The organism is Halobacteriovoraceae bacterium, from assembly GCA_020635115.1.
Lineage (GTDB): Bacteria > Bdellovibrionota > Bacteriovoracia > Bacteriovoracales > Bacteriovoracaceae > JACKAK01.
The window spans coordinates 163,260-180,090 of sequence record JACKAK010000001.1; the positions used below are offsets into that span (position 1 = coordinate 163,260).

The 16,831-nt window shown below is 33.3% G+C and carries 13 protein-coding genes; 4 read left to right on the top strand and 9 right to left on the bottom strand.

Features of this window, described 5'->3' with window-relative positions:
• Nucleotides 1–29: 29 nt before the first annotated feature.
• Entirely contained in the window at nt 30–2,678 is a 2,649-nt protein-coding gene (locus H6622_00880; protein MCB9060058.1) for a hypothetical protein, read from the bottom strand.
• Nucleotides 2,679–2,916: 238 nt separating this feature from the next.
• On the opposite strand from H6622_00880, the gene H6622_00885 reads away from it, so the two are divergent.
• From H6622_00885 to H6622_00900, 4 genes are all read left to right on the top strand, one after another.
• Complete coding sequence (locus H6622_00885) at nt 2,917–3,408, top strand: hypothetical protein (protein ID MCB9060059.1); 492 nt, start codon at nt 2,917–2,919, stop codon at nt 3,406–3,408.
• 66 nt (nt 3,409–3,474) lie between these two features.
• Nucleotides 3,475–4,278 carry an ABC transporter permease gene (locus H6622_00890; GenBank protein MCB9060060.1) on the top strand — a complete coding sequence of 268 codons (804 nt, stop codon included), beginning with the start codon at nt 3,475–3,477 and terminating at the stop codon, nt 4,276–4,278.
• The gene (locus H6622_00895) at nt 4,278–5,015 is read left to right on the top strand and encodes an ATP-binding cassette domain-containing protein (GenBank protein MCB9060061.1); all 738 of its coding nucleotides are present in this window, start codon (nt 4,278–4,280) and stop codon (nt 5,013–5,015) included. Before H6622_00890 ends, H6622_00895 begins: the two co-directional genes overlap by 1 nt.
• A gap of 1 nt (nt 5,016) precedes the next feature.
• On the top strand, nt 5,017–5,817 hold the full coding sequence (locus H6622_00900; GenBank protein ID MCB9060062.1) for an MCE family protein: 801 nt from the start codon (nt 5,017–5,019) through the stop codon (nt 5,815–5,817).
• Between the two features lie 3 nt (nt 5,818–5,820).
• Here the strand turns inward: H6622_00900 and H6622_00905 are convergent, their stop codons facing one another.
• The 8 genes from H6622_00905 to H6622_00940 form a co-directional block, all read right to left on the bottom strand.
• Nucleotides 5,821–6,750 carry a hypothetical protein gene (locus tag H6622_00905; protein ID MCB9060063.1) on the bottom strand — a complete coding sequence of 310 codons (930 nt, stop codon included), beginning with the start codon at nt 6,748–6,750 and terminating at the stop codon, nt 5,821–5,823.
• Between the two features lie 106 nt (nt 6,751–6,856).
• On the bottom strand, nt 6,857–8,386 hold the full coding sequence (locus H6622_00910) for a sigma-54-dependent Fis family transcriptional regulator (protein MCB9060064.1): 1,530 nt from the start codon (nt 8,384–8,386) through the stop codon (nt 6,857–6,859).
• A 99-nt stretch (nt 8,387–8,485) separates the two neighbouring features.
• Nucleotides 8,486–8,713 carry a hypothetical protein gene (locus H6622_00915; protein MCB9060065.1) on the bottom strand — a complete coding sequence of 76 codons (228 nt, stop codon included), beginning with the start codon at nt 8,711–8,713 and terminating at the stop codon, nt 8,486–8,488.
• Between the two features lie 110 nt (nt 8,714–8,823).
• The gene (locus H6622_00920; GenBank protein ID MCB9060066.1) at nt 8,824–9,987 is read right to left on the bottom strand and encodes a methionine adenosyltransferase; all 1,164 of its coding nucleotides are present in this window, start codon (nt 9,985–9,987) and stop codon (nt 8,824–8,826) included.
• Between the two features lie 111 nt (nt 9,988–10,098).
• Complete coding sequence (locus H6622_00925) at nt 10,099–11,790, bottom strand: hypothetical protein (GenBank protein ID MCB9060067.1); 1,692 nt, start codon at nt 11,788–11,790, stop codon at nt 10,099–10,101.
• Entirely contained in the window at nt 11,783–13,219 is a 1,437-nt protein-coding gene (locus H6622_00930) for a hypothetical protein (protein MCB9060068.1), read from the bottom strand. The genes H6622_00925 and H6622_00930 overlap by 8 nt, the downstream gene beginning before the upstream one ends.
• Before the next feature lie 34 nt (nt 13,220–13,253).
• Nucleotides 13,254–14,153, bottom strand: coding sequence for a serine hydrolase (locus H6622_00935; protein MCB9060069.1), 900 nt, complete (start codon nt 14,151–14,153; stop codon nt 13,254–13,256).
• Nucleotides 14,150–16,813 carry a pyruvate, phosphate dikinase gene (locus H6622_00940; protein MCB9060070.1) on the bottom strand — a complete coding sequence of 888 codons (2,664 nt, stop codon included), beginning with the start codon at nt 16,811–16,813 and terminating at the stop codon, nt 14,150–14,152. The genes H6622_00935 and H6622_00940 overlap by 4 nt, the downstream gene beginning before the upstream one ends.
• Nucleotides 16,814–16,831: the final 18 nt, after the last annotated feature.

The following is a 16,831-nucleotide window of genomic DNA, read 5'->3' on the forward strand; positions in this document are numbered from 1 at the left end:
TCCTGTCAATATAACTCAATCCTTGAGCCTTATATTTTTTCTTTTATTTTCATGAGACCGATTTCTGATTTCACCATTTCCTTGATATAAGATGAAGTAGAAGCGTTCTCGAGTAAATTGTTAAATAATTTCTTACCTTCCTCGTCTTTTTTATTGCGTATGTATGTTACTCCGAGCAAATAATTCAATCGATCAGCGTACATAGTTTTGGGTTCATCTCCTAAAAATTTAGCTATATCTTTTTCCAAGACCAAATTCTGATCAGGTTTATTTTCTGAATAGACCATTTCAAATTTTAAATATAGTGCTCTTTCTTTTACATTTCTTATGTAAGGATTTTTCTTTTGATATTCAGACATATCTTCTAGAAGTGCATCAACTGACCTCTTAAATTTTTCACTCTCACCTAACTCATATAATGAGTTTGTATAGGCCCATAACAAGTCTGCTGATTCTTGAGGATCTTTAAATATATTTTTGTCTGATTTTACTAAGAATGTTTCAAAGTTTTTGATAGCTTCTTTATAATTTTTCTTATTGAATTCAGTTAGCCCTTTATAATAGAAATATTGTTTGTACTGATTTCCCATTTTTTCTAAGATTTCTTCTACTTTTTTATAATTCTTCAAAGCAAGATGCTTGGCCAAGTTAAGTTCATTAATAATGTTTTCAAAATTCTGAGTTTTTTCTCTTTTAACCCAAATTGGATAGGTCTTAACTGACTGGACAGAATCTAATTTGAGGTTTGAGATCAACCTTTCTAAACCTTCATATAAAGACATTCTTATGTACGATCTTCCAACAATATTATTGAGCACAGGATCGAGGGCCACCTTATTTATATATTTTGTTTTATAAATTTCCCATACTTTTAATACTTTTGCATAATCCATTTTTTCATATGAGTTTTTTATCAGTCCATAAACAATTTCAGCTCCATCTGCCTCAAAAACTCTCTTTTCAGATGGAATCATTGAATCAACAGGAATGATATTTAAATACGCTAAAGCATCATTATAATTTTGATCTATTATAAAAAGCCTTAATCTTGTCAACCATAATAGTTTTAAAATATTTCTGTCTTTGATTTTCGTGTTATTTTTTTCAAAATTTAAAAAGGTTCTTATCTGCTTGTCATCATTAGTTAAGTCAATTTTTCTTAAATTTGTTATAGCAATATATCTTAAGATTGCTTCCGTTTTTATTTGATTACTCTGCGATCTATTAACTGTATTTTTGTATAATTCTGTAGTTTCTAATATCGGTTTTTCTAAAAACTCATAACAAAGAGCTATTCTCAATCTCGCTTCTTCACTCTTTGTTGTATATGAGTAGTGTTTAATAAATTTATCAAACAATGGAATTGCTTCATTATACTTAGCTTCTCTAAAATATGCTTCAGCTACATTGAAATATATTGAAGCGAATGTTTCCCCTGAAATACTATTTTTTTGTGATTCATAAAATTTAATTAGCTCATTAGTATCATCCATTTTCAAAAGTGCATAACTTTGATAGGCCAAAAACTCTTGTTTACTTATTATTTTTTTGAATATCTTATCATTCATTAGATCTTTAAGTTTTGAAATTTGATTCAATTTTCCTAAATTAAACAAGATCATCCTAGAAGCATATTCTGATTCTTCAATGTCAAAACTTTTTCTAGTAATGACAAAAAGTTTTTTTGAATTTTTTAAGGCGCTCACATAATCTTGCTTATGAATATCGTAATTTAATAAATATTTCAAAATTCCTTTTTTCATATCATAATTTTGCGTTCTAGCAGCAATGCTTTTAAGCATTGTAATCCCCATTTTCTCTTGTGCATTATTTGGTGTCTTGAAATTTATTCTTAAGATTGCATTTGATTTTAAATATTCAGTAAAATCTCTATCCGCAAAATTATATTTTTCGTTAAACATGTTGATCGAGTTATACATTAATCCATATTTTTCTTTTCGATACAAGTTGATTGTAAGCTGTAGATGAGATTCCATATCACTTTGTGTGTACTCTCTATTTTTAATAGGATAAAAAAATTCAGGTGTTTTTCTTATAACATCTACAATTATTTTAGGATCAGGTGATAGTGGTTCATAATCCCATACAAAGGGACCCCCATATCGGAAATCCCGATGTGTTTCATTTTTTTGCTTTCTTGGATATTCTTTATAGTTTTCTTTTAGAAGGATTTCTTTTTTTTCCGTGATAGTAGGAAGTGCCACTTTTTCTACAATCTTTTTTTCATCTTGTTTTTTAATGCTTGCTTCTACCTTAGATACTTTTTTTTCATCTATCCAAAAATCAAGCACATAAGATTTTTCACCCTTCCTATAAAATGAAAATACATCAACGGCCTCATTTGTAAGTTTGACTATTATTGATTGTGTTTTGGACTCATTATTTGAGATTACTTTATTGATTGATTTTATATATTTTGGAACCAGTTGAAACTTATTGATTTCATCATAAACAGAACTAATTATATCAGTTTTGATGGACTTGATTTCTAGGACATCATTTTTTTTATCAATTAATAAAAAGTCCTTATCGAAGTTAAACTTCCATCTTAAATGTGTATTGTACTCTTCTTGATTTCCTATGGAGGCAAAAGTTTCTATAGAGAGAAACATGAACAGACAAGCTGTGAAATTGAATGTCAATTTTTTGATACTCATCATAAGAGAGAAACTTCCTGTTTCACTTTATTCTTAAGCCCTTTGTGCATCCTGACAAAGGTCTCACAAGTATATTCTAACCGCATTTAAGTTTTTTAAAAGGAAAATTTTTCTTAAGGAATTTTTTTCCAAACAATATTTTGACACTTTTGTTAATTTTTCAAATTTTCGAATTTTTCTCAGCTTTTAGGCATAATTTGCCGATGAATAACTGAATTAAAACTTGGAGACCATAAGGTTGAAAAAAGCTCTTTTCCTACCCCTCTTTTTCCTCTTAATTTCAGCATCTTGCAGTTTTTTGCTAAGTGATGACCCTGCCGATTTTAAAGATAAACAACTTAGTATAAAACGATCCCCAAGCTCAAATTGGATTCCCATTGAAAAAGGCAGAAGTGATTACGCTTACTTAAATAACGAATCAAAATCAATTGTTGTCATTAATAGTCTGTGTAAAAAATACAACTATTCTGATCATAAACAACTTATGGACAATATGTTCTCTGGAGTAGAAAAGGAAATTATTGAAACAAAAGAAGATAAAATTCATCAAGTACTCGCATCTATATTAACTGTTAGTATCAAAGTCGATGGCGAGCGCAGATTTGTAAAAACAATTTTATTTCGCAAAAATTATTGCATCTATGATGCTTATTTAATAAGTACTAGCTTGGAATTTTTAGAACACGACTCTCCAGCTTTATTTAATTACGTAGAAAATATGGCAATTTGATTCACCTATACTCACCTTCTGTCCCCTCGTAAAATAGAACAAATATCTAATAATGAGGAAATTCAAATGCAGATATTATCCACTAAGGATATTCCCATTTATAATCTCAAAAAAAGATTATTAAGATTATTTTATTTTATCGGTGAACTATTTTATCTTTTTCTAGATATTCTAAAGTGCTCTTTTAGTAGACCCTTTTATTTTTACCGAGTTATTGAACAGATCGTCTCTCTCGGAGTCCAATCGATTTCAATCACTGTTGTCATTGGCTTTGCAATGGGCACAGTTATGACTTTAAATTTTGGTTATGGACTATCAAAATTTGGAGGAACACTTTATGTACCAGGGATTGTTTCTCTATCAATTCTAAGAGAAATGGCCCCTATATTCACCTCTCTTCTCGTTGCCGGCCGAATCGGTTCTGGGATGGCCGCAGAAATTGGATCAATGAATGTCAATCAACAAGTTGATGCAATTAGGGCCATGGGAACCTCTCCCATACGGGTACTTGTTGTCCCTAGATTTTGGGCATCTGTCATCTCCCTTCCTCTTTTAACAGGATTGGCAGGTTTTTTAGGATTAGTTGGTGGAGCAATCATCGCAAACGGTGAATTTCAAATTCCTCCACCCTTTTACATAAACAAAGTCATTGAAATCGTAAAGATTCATGACTTCGCAAGTGGTTTACTTAAAACAAGTATCTTTGGAGGAATTATCGCTGTTGTAGGCTGCTATAAAGGGCTTAGAACTAAAGATGGGACGAGAGGTGTTGGTGAATCTACTACCTACGTTGTTGTTATTAGTTCAATCATTATACTTATAACCAATTTTTTCTTAAGCAAACTCTTTTTTCTATTTTGGTTACAGTAATGAAAGAAAATATATTAAACTTAGTAGATGTCTATAAAAGTTTTGGAAATAATCACATTCATCAAGGAGTCTCCCTCCACGTAAAAAAAGGTGAAAGTCTAGGGCTACTCGGAGGATCTGGAACTGGAAAAAGTGTACTTCTTCGATCAATAATAGGACTCGAAAAAATTGATCAAGGCCAGATTTATTATCATGATGAAAGGATAGACAATTTAAATGAGGTGGAGTTAATTCCTTATAGATTAAAAATTTCATATTCGTTTCAAAGTGGTGCTTTATTTGATTCATCAAATGTATTCGATAATCTCGCCTATCCACTTTACGAGCATACAAAAATGTCTCAAGTAGAAATTAATAACAAAGTCTCTCAAATGCTAGAGATGGTTGATCTTGCGGGAAAAGAATATCTCATGCCTTCTGATCTTTCAGGAGGAATGAGAAAAAGAGTTGGAATGGCCAGATCAATGATCTTAAATCCAGAAATTATTCTTTATGATGAACCCACTGCGGGACTAGATCCAGCAAATGCAAAAAATGTTATTCATATAATGAAAAATTTAAAAAAATTGGGACAATCTTCAATTTTTGTCACTCATGAAATTCCTGCAGCAATAGATTTTTGTGATCGAATTGTCGTTTTGGATAGTGGAAAAGTTATTTTCAACGACACACCCGATGCCTTTTTAAACGAAAAAAATCCAATCATAAAAGAGTTCATTTCAAACGAGGGGTATTAAGATGAGACCTGAAGACAAGCAAAATGTATTTATCTCAGGAATCTTTCTGTGTTTTCTATTTATATTATGCGGAATTATTATAAGTATGTTGGGAAAAGACCAGGCGTTCTTCGAAGGACAATCAGCAATTAAGACATACGTCAAAAATGCCCAAAATCTAAAAATTGGAGCAGCTGTTCAGTTAAAAGGAATACGAGTAGGAACGTTAGAAAGCATTGAATTCATCGAACTTAATAAAATAGAGCTTATTTTAAAAATTAAAAGTAAATATCTGAATTGGATAAGAAAAGATAGCTATATAGAAGTAAAAACTCAGGGTGTATTAGGCGATAAACTTCTTGAAATATTAGGCGGTACAACTGATTCTGTTGCCATGAATGATGGAGATATCATTGAAACATTAGACCAAAACTCATTTGATAAACTTCTTAATAGAGGCGAAGACATTATGGTCACAGCTGATCGTCTCTTAAAAAAGCTTGATATTATTTTTTCAAACGTGGACGAGCAAACTGTTGCTATTTCATTTAAAAACTTAGAGAAATCTTTAGAAACTCTAAATAATACAGTTAAGCAGTTAAATGTGAAAAACTTAAATAAATCTTTTGCAAACATGGAAAAAGTATCAAAACATCTTGAATTTATGGGGGCAAGAATCAATGAGGGCCCAGGTACCTTGCATTCACTAATCTACGATCGAACTGTTTATGATGACCTTCAAACACTACTTGGAGGAGCAAAGAGAAACAAAGTACTGAAATACTTTTTGAGAGAATCAATCAAAAAGGCCGAGAATAATTAGTTATTACCTACCTAATTTGGAGACAGGTTCAAAAGTCTTGTTGAATGCCTTGAGAATTGAAACAAAATTTCCTTGATTGTATTCACTATTTATATATTCAATATTATCAATTAATAACTTTAAATTAGGCCAGCTTGAAAATATTCTGGCCGTAAAATCCACAGATAAAATAAATAAACAAATTAATTGCGGTTGTTTTGAAGCGTCCACTTGATAAATAATAGATTTTCCATTCGGCCTTTCATGATGCATTTTTATCATTTTATCTAAATCAGATGACATTGTACTAGATTTAGAAAGTGCAGTGATCGCCTTATTAATATGTTCCTTTACCTCAAGAACTTCTTGATTTGATAAATTGTGTTCATGATAATTTTCAATTCTTGATAGTTTTTCGTTATCTAAAAAGGAATCGTGCAAAAGTGAAGCAATACCTAGCTTTTTATAAGACTCACTATTTACCCATGAGCAGTTTTTTGCAATTGAAAATGCGATATAAGAAGTCAGTAATGACTTTTCATATATATAATTTTCACCTTTAATCATCTCATTGAGTATATCGAAAAGTGATTTTTCTTTTTTCTCTAAAAAATTCAAATTAGACTGTGTAATCTTATCGGCCTCTTGAATAACCGAATCATCAATCCCAAGTTGTAAAACCATTTCTTTTACTTTTTCAGCAGCAGATAAACTTTCGTTTACTTTAAATTGAAATACTTTTTGTACTTTTTGCCATAGTCTCAAATCACCTTTTTGAACATAAAGAAATTCAACACCTCTATTATTGTATTTATCATATAGCTCAGCACATACATGGTCTCCTGCATTGCCAATTTTTACAAATTTACTATCTGTCATTTTAAGATATAAATGAGTAGGTAGGTCTTCAAAATTTTGTAATCTCATTATTTCTAATTCTTCGTATTCTTCCATATGAAAGCTTCCTCTAAGTAGCAAAAACTTAAAAATTAAGCTGATTATATCGTATCTTCAAAATAAAAAATAGTTTTAATAGAATTGAATTTTTTGTTCGCAAATTTTACAAATCTAAGAGGGGAGATCGTTCATTTTTTTTAATTTTTTCGATAAGAGTCGTTCTATTGAGACCAAGTAGTTTAGAGGCCTGATTTTTATTTCCATTTGTTCTTTTTAGCGCCTGATCAATAAAACTTTTCTCTAACTCAACTACAAATTTTTTAAGATTTACTCCCTCCTGGGGAAGTTCAAAATCAAATAACTCAAACCCCGACTGAGTACCTAAAAATTTTCGAGGTAGATCAGCAAGAGATATCGTATTGCCACCTTTGAGAATGACCAGTCTTTCAATAAGGTTTTCTAATTCTCTAACATTTCCTGGCCAATCGTAATCATATAGACAATCAAGAGCATCTTTTTCAAAAGAAATATTATTACTACCATCCGCACTTACATATCTATTCAGAAAATGACCAATTAAAATTGAGATATCATCTTTTCTCTCGGCCAAGCTTGGGATTGTAATAGGAATGACATTGAGTCGATAAAAGAGATCTTCCCTAAACTCCCCCCTGGAGACACTTTCTTCCAGATTTCTGTGAGTTGCTGTAATAATTCGGACATCGATTGGAATTGATTGACTTCCACCCACAGGCTCAACTTCACGTCCCTGTAGAACGCGCAATAATTTAACTTGCAAAATCAAAGGCATATCACCAATTTCATCAAGAAAAATTGATCCTGTATTTGCGAGTTCAAACTTTCCTTTTCTATCTGATATTGCACCAGTAAAAGCACCTTTTTTATGCCCAAAAAGTTCACTTTCAAGAAGTTCACCTGGAATCGCACCACAATTTACAGAAACTAAAGGTCGACTGGCCCTTAAGGACAAATTATGAAGTGCCTTAGCAACTAATTCTTTTCCTGTCCCAGATGCTCCTGAGATAAATACAGTAGAATCAGATTGAGAAACCTTCTCTATTCGCTCAAATACTTTTTTCATCTTTTTTGAACGACCAACTATTCCACAAAAGAAATCTTCTTTTTTTGGCATTTCAATTAATTTTAAAGAATCACTTCGCGGATTATCCACATTTGAGAATTTTACATTTTCGGACTTATTAAAAAAATCCTCAGAAATACTTAACTCCTCATAAAAAGCTCGCTTTAAAAGATCAAGTAAATGAGAAATTTCAAAAGGTTTTGTCAGATAGTGAAATACACCTTTTTTTGTGGCCAGAATTGCTGTTTCAACTGAAGCAAACCCTGTCATTGCAATAGCAGTGAAACGGATGGATCTTTCTTTTAAAATATCTATAAGCTTAAGGCCATCAATTGCCTGTGAAAAACTGATATCAGTAAGTAAACAATATGAACGATCTGTTTCAAAATTGTAGTCCAAACAAGAAAGAGGATCTGCAAACGTCCTAACATTTAATCCCATTTTTTTCTCAATGATTTTTTTTAAAGAATTTCTCAGATTATCTTCATCTTCAACAATGATCACTTCCGGAATTTGAAATAAGTGATCTTGATTATCTTTTAATTTTTCTGGTTGTCCGAAATTACTGTATAAGAATTGATAATCTTCCATGTAAGGCCGTATACTCCTAGTGCCAAAGAATAACACCTTATATAGACTACACTAAATAAATTATTGGTGTCAATTTTCTAACACTAGGAAAAAATCAACTTATATTTGATGAAAAAACCATATGAGATTATCAACAGCAGCGTCAGGGCCACCACCAATTAAGTAATAAAGTAGTGAAATAAAACAAAATACACCAAAAACAAAAAAGGTAACTGAAACTTTTTTGAAAGATTTTAACCAATAAATATAACTAAACTCAGCTGAAATCATTCCAAAAGGTACGGCCCAATAGGGTGTATGTTTTATGATAAAATAGACTATATCCATCAATTATCCTGAATGAGTGTCTATTCCAATTGTCGCGTAAATTACAAGTAAATTAAAGGTGGGAAAAAGGTGAAGGAAGGCCCGTATGAAGACCTTCCTTTTCAACTTATTTAACAATAAGATTTTAATTCTTCAATTTTATCGAGTCTTTCCCAATTAAAACCATTGGAGGTCTCACGCCCAAAGTGCCCATAAGCAGCAGTTTGTGAATAAATAGGTCTCAATAAATCTAGTCTTTCAATAATTGCTTTAGGTCTCATATCAAAGACTTTATTAACAGCTTCATTAATTTTATTCACAGAAACTTTTTCTGTGCCAAATGTATCAACTAAAAACGACATTGGTTGAGCAACACCGATAGCATAGGCAACTTGTACAAGTGCTCTATCAGCAAGACCTGCAGCAACGATGTGTTTAGCAACATGTCTTGTGGCATAAGCGGCAGATCTATCTACCTTAGATGGATCTTTACCAGAAAATGCACCACCACCGTGAGCTCCATGTCCACCGTAAGTATCAACAATTATCTTACGTCCAGTAAGACCAGCATCTCCCATTGGGCCACCAATTACAAATCGACCGGTTGGGTTAATAAAAATTTTAGTTTCATTATCTATAAGCTCACTTGGAACTATTTTATTGATAACTTCTTCTCTAATTGCCTCTTGTACTTGTTTAAGAGTAACTTCTTCAGCATGCTGAGTAGAAAGGACAATAGCATCTAGCCTTGAAACTTTACCATCTACGTACTGGGCAGAGACTTGAGTCTTACCATCAGCTCTTAACCATGGGAGTGTACCATTTTTTCTAACGTCACTTAATCTCTTAGCTAGTCTGTGAGATAGATCAATCGTAAGAGGCATAAAGTTAGTCGTTTCATTTATGGCATAACCAAACATAAGGCCCTGATCTCCGGCCCCCTGCTCATTATATGAACCTTCATTTTCGTTTACTCCTTGAGCAATATCTGGAGATTGCTTATCAAGGGCAACAAGTACAGAACATGTATCGCAATCAAAACCTTTATCAGAGTGATCGTATCCAATGTCTCTAATTTTCTCACGTACAATTTTTTGAAAATCTACCTGCGCGTTTGTGGTCACTTCACCAGCAAGAATAACCATTCCGGTACTTATCATAGTCTCGCAAGCTACTCTTGATTTTGGATCTTGTCCCAACATGGCATCTAAAACAGCGTCACTAATTTGGTCGGCCATCTTATCAGGGTGACCTTCAGTAACTGACTCTGAAGTAAAAACATAATCTTTCAACATTAACGCACCTCCCCCGTGACTAAATAAAAAAACTAAATAAATATTACACTATCTAATTGCACAGAACTTACACCATGCCTTCTTACTCGGCAAGTAAATTCAAACCATCGTTCATTGCTCTACATGAGTATTTTCAGGGCCCTTTTTGAAATAACGAAAATGGTGACGATTTCGATATTTATAAAAAGTTTTAGTTTGCGGATAATATGCGTATTTGTTATTTTTAATCTCAACAACTTTGAAAATTTTTCCATTGGGATCAATGAAATGATAGTAATACTCATATTTTTTTCTGTCATAGAGGTTAGAGAGCCTTTTAGAGTTTTTTATTTCATTTCCCGCTCTTTCAGGAATTGGAAGATAATCAACCCATAATCCAGACATATCTATCCTACCAAGCATTCCTCCACGTGAGAAATACCTGAGTCCTTTGAAATCATAATTAGGAGATCTTAGAAGCTTCAGTGCTAAATTTAAGTTTTCTTTTCTTAAAAACCTAGAAACTCTCGTTTTAGAGGGACAATAAATTCGAAGATTGCCATTAATAAAATAATAGGTAAATGAAAACTCGCCTTCTTTAAAAAGTACGTTGAGCCAAGGGTATTCATTATATTTTTCAATCCCTCTATTTATCAAATATTCAAGAATGCTATCTTCTTTTGAAAGTTGATTATAAAACTTTATCTCAGATCTATTGATAACAACTTGAAGAACATCTTTTCTCTCTAATGCATCTTCACCATCAATCCGTCCCACTTCATTATAAAGAATCGTTGATAAAGAATATAATGCTCTATTTAAGAGTGTTTGTTTTGACCAAAACTCAAATGATTCAGCTTGTTTTAATAAAGAATATTCCTTGAGGTTTTTGCGAGAATGAGCTTTTTCGAGAGAGAGCATTTTTCTAAGCTTTAGGCCTTCTTCATCGTTTTTGAGAAGTGAACTATAAAATACGTATGCTCCGGCCGTTCTTCTTTGCCATTCAAGTAATCTTTCTAAAATTTTTCGTTGTCCACGTTTTAGTTGAGAAGTAATTTTGTCTAAAACATAAACAACATCTGATCTGATATCTTCACTTAAAAAATCTTCTTTCTGTTCTAATTTTAAAAATAAAGCGTTGATTGAAGTTCTTAGAAACATATCACTACGTGAATGATCTTTATCTTGTGCTCCGTCTTCATAGATTTTTCTTACAAAGTAGATCATGTTACCCTCTGATTTTCCTACTTTATCATTTCTATGTTTTAGAGAATCGTACTTCCGTCTAAGCTCGAGATGGTCGACGGGAAATTTAAATGTTTGTAAAAATGTAAGTCTTTCAAGAAAAGATCGTAATTTGATTCTAAATTTTTCATACAAAGGCCCAGAGTTTCTTAGGACTTGATCTTTTATAGTTAAGTCATTCTCATCAAAATACTGTTCTTTCAAATCAAGTAATTCAGATATTAATATTTCTAAATCTTTAATTTCAACAAAATAATTTTTTAATGTTGTAATCTTTTCGAATTTTGCTATTTCGTTTTTTATCCATTTTTCTTTTTCAATAATCATTCTAATATGAAGTTCTACAACTTTTGTGTCGATATTATCTTCATAATCTATGGGAGTATAATAGCCACCACTATTAAATTTTTTAAAAAGATCCCAATACCTTGGTTCAACATCTGCAGGGCATACTTCTTGTGAGAACTCAGTATGGAGTTTTAAATAATTATCAATAATCTCAGTATCTTTGCCTTTGATTGGGATAATTCCAAAGGCGCTAGAATACAATAAATGAAATATTATAAGTTTTTTAAGCATGTTGAAGTTGATTAACAAAGTCTGATTGCCAAAGTCCAAGGCAAGTTCCATTACTCATTACACAAATTAAATTATCAGAACTCGTTCTTTGATCTATTTCACTTAAGAGTTCGTCAACACTTGTCACACTTACGGCATCTTTTCCTTTATTTTTCAAAGCTGTAGTTAATTTACTCACATCAAGTTGTTTGGCCCAAGTCACACTGGTTTTGATTTGAGGTGTAGCAATGATTACTTTGTTAACCTCATCAAAACAATTTTCAAATTCATTTTGAAAAATATCACTTCGTCCAGTTGCTGATGCAGGCTCTATTACAGCGACAATATTTTTACCCGGAAATCTTCTTTTTAATCCATTTAAAGTCATTGATATGGCCCTCGGATGATGGGCAAAATCATCTATGACAAGAGAGTTTTTATATGTTCCTCTCACTTCTTGCCTTCGCTTTACTTGAGCTAAATTCTTTACGGCCTCTGTCACTTTCTTCACTTCAAAACCTTCACTGAGGCAAAATAAGATCACTGCAGTTAGATTTAATATATTATGATCGCCATGTAAGTTTGTTGTAAATTCAATTTTTTTCTCATTGAATTCGAGTACGAATCTTGTCCCTTTATCATTATGTTCAATAATCTTAGGCGAAATTTCTAGGTTTCCATATTTTAAAATTGTCTTAGCTACTGCATCTTTTAAAATTTCACAAATGCCAGGATATGTTTCATTATAGATTAACGAATGATCTACAACTTCAAAAATTGCTTTAAACTCATCTTGGATTTGATTTAAATTTTGATAAATATCGGCATGATCAAATTCTAGCGACGTTACGATGAGATTATTGATATTATATAATCTAAATTTTGCAAACTTTTCAAAATAAGCGCTATCGTATTCATCTGATTCTATAAGAAAGTAATCTTCTCCTAAAAGCGAAGATGGCCTTCCTTCAATAACTCCACCAATTAAATAACCTGGTTTCTTACCAAGTTTTTCAAGAATCTGTGTAAGATAATATGTTGTCGTCGTCTTTCCATGTGTTCCTGAAATTCCAACTACATTTCTCTGTGCCAGAACAAAAGAACCAATGGTTGCAGGAAAAGAAGCAAAAGGAACTCCACACTCTTCAATAAGTCTAGCATGTTCACTCTTTCTATGGACTGCATTGCCCACAACAATGAGATCATATTCCTGCAATGTTTCACGAGTAACATCCTCAACTTTGCAAGTGGGAATAGACATTTTAATCAAATAATCACTCATGGGAGGATAAAAATTATAATCACACCCCCCAACATCATAACCGGCCTCACGTAGTAAACACGCGGCGGCCCCCATACCTGTACCACATATTCTAAAAAAGAAGATTTTTTTTACTTCTTTTTTCATTTTAACTAGATCTTCCTGACTTTTTTTATTAGTTAAATCCATTTGCCACCAATTTGATCATACATGTTGTGTTATCTTACATTTTCCAGATCATTTCGCCAATGGCCCTCCGCAAATGATTTAGGCCCCCTCGATCGTACCAAAAATTTTTAGTAGCGTTGCTTAGAATAATACTTCCTCTATCTTTTTGACAATCTATCCATATTGAAGTTCCTGTAAAGCCTAAATGTCCAAAAGTCTCCAATGAGCAACCTTTACCGGCCAATGTCTCTTCAGGTGAACTAATCGTATCCCAACCATAAATAAAACGTCCGTGTTTTTGCTCAAAAAAAGTTTTCATTTTCTGGTTGAGTTTAATCTTCTTGTTGGCCTGAATTAAAAAATCACATAGTGAAGAGATTGAAGAAAAAAGACCCGCATGTGAAATCTTCTGCTGCAAATAATAGGCATTATCATCATGAACTACACCTTGGATAATTTTTCCTTTTCTCATCCCTGTTATAACACATTTCTCTTTTTGATCAGCATTTAACTCAGTCCAGTGAGTTACTTCTTTGTTCGAATATTTTTCAACAAAACTGTAAACAGAATGACCAATTTCTTCTTCAATTAAAATCTGTGCCAACAAAGAAGAATAATCTGAATAACTTGTAGGAGAACTTATAAGCTTATAACCAAGAAGTTGTTCTCTCCAAGTCGTTTTAGAAAGTCTTCCCCCGATAGGAACACCCATTGTGTGATTAAGAAGTCCAAATATTTTTTTATTTTTGATTTTATCCAAGTTTGAAATAACACTTAAAGAATTTGTTAATGGTTTTGTAAGACTGGCCAGATCATAAATCAGATAGGGACTAGAGTGCCACTGGCCCTTACTGTATTCAAAACATTTAGAAGTACCTTTTTTAAAATCAAGCACTCCAACAGCAATACTGTCAAAGTGCTGATTTTTCATTAGTTTTTCAATCAGTTTTTTCATTGAAGATTTACTGCAGCTTGAGCTGCTGCAAGTCTCGCAATAGGTACCCTGTAAGGAGAGCAACTCACATAATCTAGGCCTGCCTTATGACAAAACTCAATTGATTTTGGATCTCCCCCATGTTCTCCACAAATTCCAATATGCATATTAGGATTTGTTTTCTTACCTTCTTTGGTAGCATGTTCAACCAAAAACCCTACTCCTTCAGTATCTATTGAAATAAATGGATCAACGGCCAATATCCCCTGATGTTCATACTCAGTCAAAAACTTACCAGCATCATCTCGAGATAGTCCAAAAGTTGTTTGAGTTAAATCATTCGTTCCAAAGGAGAAAAAGTCAGCATCTTTGGCGATTTCAGCAGCAGTAATGGCCGCTCTTGGGAGCTCTATCATAGTTCCAAGCTTGAAATTAACTTCTTTCTTTTTTTCCTTAAAGACTTCTTTAATTGTCTTCAATGAAACTTCTTTAAGTAAGATAAGCTCTTTACCGATGGCCACTAAAGGAATCATAATTTCAGGTTTAACTTCTATACCTTGCCCACTGGCATCGATGGCCGCTTCCATAATTGCTCTCACTTGCATAGTGTAGATTTCTGGATAGGTAATACCTAATCTGCACCCTCTATGTCCAAGCATTGGATTAAATTCATGAAGTGCTGATTCTCGCCTATTTATTTCCTCAATTGATACTTTCAAACCGTTTGCTAACTCTTGCTTTTCTTCAATAGTATGAGGCATAAACTCATGTAAAGGTGGATCAAGTAATCTAATATTAACAGGCCTTCCGTTCATGACTTTAAAAATTCCAAGAAAATCTTCTCTCTGAAAAGGAAGTAATTTTTCAATGGCCTTACATCTTCCTTCTTTATCCTTTGAAAAAATCATTTCTCTTACAGATAAAATTCGCTCGGCCTCAAAAAACATATGTTCAGTCCTACACAGTCCTATACCTTCTGCTCCAAATTTAATAGCTACCTCACTATCATGAGGATTATCTGCATTTGTTCGGATTTTAAGTTTTCTAACTTCATCGGCCCAAGACATATACTTAGCAAAGTCAGGAGAAATTTCTGCATCTATCGTAGGAACGAGTCCATCTAAAACTTCTCCACTTGAACCGTCAATTGTGAGTAGATCCCCCTCTTTAAAAGTTCTACCATTAATCACAAGCGTCTTCTCATTTTGATTGATAACGAGTTCAGTACATCCGGCCACACATGTTTTTCCCATTCCTCTGGCCACAACAGCTGCATGCGAAGTCATACCACCTCGCGCGGTTAGAATTCCCTCGGCCGCAACCATTCCCGCTATATCTTCAGGACTTGTTTCCTGCCTTACAAGTAAAACTTTCTTTCCACCTTCAGCAAAACTATGAGCTTGCTCTGAAGAAAAAACAATTTCACCTCCAGCTGCCCCTGGAGAGGCCGGTAGTCCTTTTGCTAAAACTTTCTTTGTTGCTTTAGGATCAAGCCTTGGATGCAGTAATTGGTTCAAATCATCAGGTGCAATTCTAAGTAGGGCCTCATTCTTGGAGATAATTCCTTCCTCTACAAGGTCAGTTGCAATTTTAATGGCCGCAGCAGTTGTTCTTTTTCCATTTCTCGTCTGCAAAATAAAAAGTTTACTTTTTTCTATCGTAAACTCAATGTCTTGCATATCTTTGTAATGAGACTCAAGTTTCATGTACAACTCTACTAATTCATCATACATTTTAGGTTGTACCTCACTTAACGTTTTTAAATTTTTGTTGGAGTCATTTTTAGACTCTTCATTAATTGGTGCAGGTGTTCTGATTCCAGCAACAACATCTTCCCCTTGAGCGTTCATGAGATATTCACCAAAAAATCTCTTATCCCCAGTTGAAGGATCCCTCGTGAAACAAACTCCTGTCCCTGAATCTTCACCCATATTTCCAAACACCATGCTTTGAACATTTACCGCTGTTCCCCAATTCCCTGGAATATTGTTAATTTCCCGATATTTGATAGCTCTTGGATTATTCCATGATTTAAAAACTGCAGCAATCGCTTGCCAAAGTTGATCATAGGGATCAATAGGAAAGGACTTACCACTTTCTTCCAAAATTGTTCTACGATAAACTGCAACTAAATCTTGCCAGTCTTCAGCTGTTAGTTCCGTATCTTCTCTGGCCCCGCGCGCTTCCTTTAAATCTTCAAGTGAATGTTCAAGTACTGAAGTATTAAAACCCATCACTACGTTTGCATACATTTGTATGAATCTTCGATACGAGTCCCAAGCAAATCTTGGATTTCCAGTTAACTTGGCCACTCCGGCAACTGTCTCATCATTCATTCCTAGATTTAAAACTGTATCCATCATCCCCGGCATTGAGACCCGAGCACCTGATCGAACTGAGAACAAAAGTGGATTACTACTATCCCCAAATTTTTTACCAGTTTGTTTCTCAACTTCTTTAATCGCATCTAAAATTTGATTGCGGATTTCTTCAGATATTTTTTGATCATTTTTTTCAAAATCAAGACAGGCCTCTGTACTGACAGTTAAACCAGGAGGAACTGGTAAACCCAAAGAGGACATCTCTGCAAGATTGGCCCCTTTTCCTCCTAAAATATTTTTCATTCCGCGATTGCCATCAGTGTTTTTAGCATTAAATCGATAAACCCACTTGTCACTCATACAAACCTCTTTATAAAA

What these genes read in the sequence shown, in the direction of transcription:
- H6622_00910 (MCB9060064.1), bottom strand. Translation starts at nt 8,386, where the DNA reads ATGGAAGATTATCAATTCTTATACAGTAATTTCGGACAACCAGAAAAA.
- H6622_00890 (MCB9060060.1), top strand. Translation starts at nt 3,475, where the DNA reads ATGCAGATATTATCCACTAAGGATATTCCCATTTATAATCTCAAAAAA.
- H6622_00925 (MCB9060067.1), bottom strand. Translation starts at nt 11,790, where the DNA reads ATGCTTAAAAAACTTATAATATTTCATTTATTGTATTCTAGCGCCTTT.
- H6622_00930 (MCB9060068.1), bottom strand. Translation starts at nt 13,219, where the DNA reads ATGGATTTAACTAATAAAAAAAGTCAGGAAGATCTAGTTAAAATGAAA.
- H6622_00895 (MCB9060061.1), top strand. Translation starts at nt 4,278, where the DNA reads ATGAAAGAAAATATATTAAACTTAGTAGATGTCTATAAAAGTTTTGGA.
- H6622_00900 (MCB9060062.1), top strand. Translation starts at nt 5,017, where the DNA reads ATGAGACCTGAAGACAAGCAAAATGTATTTATCTCAGGAATCTTTCTG.
- H6622_00920 (MCB9060066.1), bottom strand. Translation starts at nt 9,987, where the DNA reads ATGTTGAAAGATTATGTTTTTACTTCAGAGTCAGTTACTGAAGGTCAC.
- H6622_00915 (MCB9060065.1), bottom strand. Translation starts at nt 8,713, where the DNA reads ATGGATATAGTCTATTTTATCATAAAACATACACCCTATTGGGCCGTA.
- H6622_00935 (MCB9060069.1), bottom strand. Translation starts at nt 14,153, where the DNA reads ATGAAAAAACTGATTGAAAAACTAATGAAAAATCAGCACTTTGACAGT.
- H6622_00940 (MCB9060070.1), bottom strand. Translation starts at nt 16,813, where the DNA reads ATGAGTGACAAGTGGGTTTATCGATTTAATGCTAAAAACACTGATGGC.
- H6622_00905 (MCB9060063.1), bottom strand. Translation starts at nt 6,750, where the DNA reads ATGGAAGAATACGAAGAATTAGAAATAATGAGATTACAAAATTTTGAA.
- H6622_00880 (MCB9060058.1), bottom strand. Translation starts at nt 2,678, where the DNA reads ATGAGTATCAAAAAATTGACATTCAATTTCACAGCTTGTCTGTTCATG.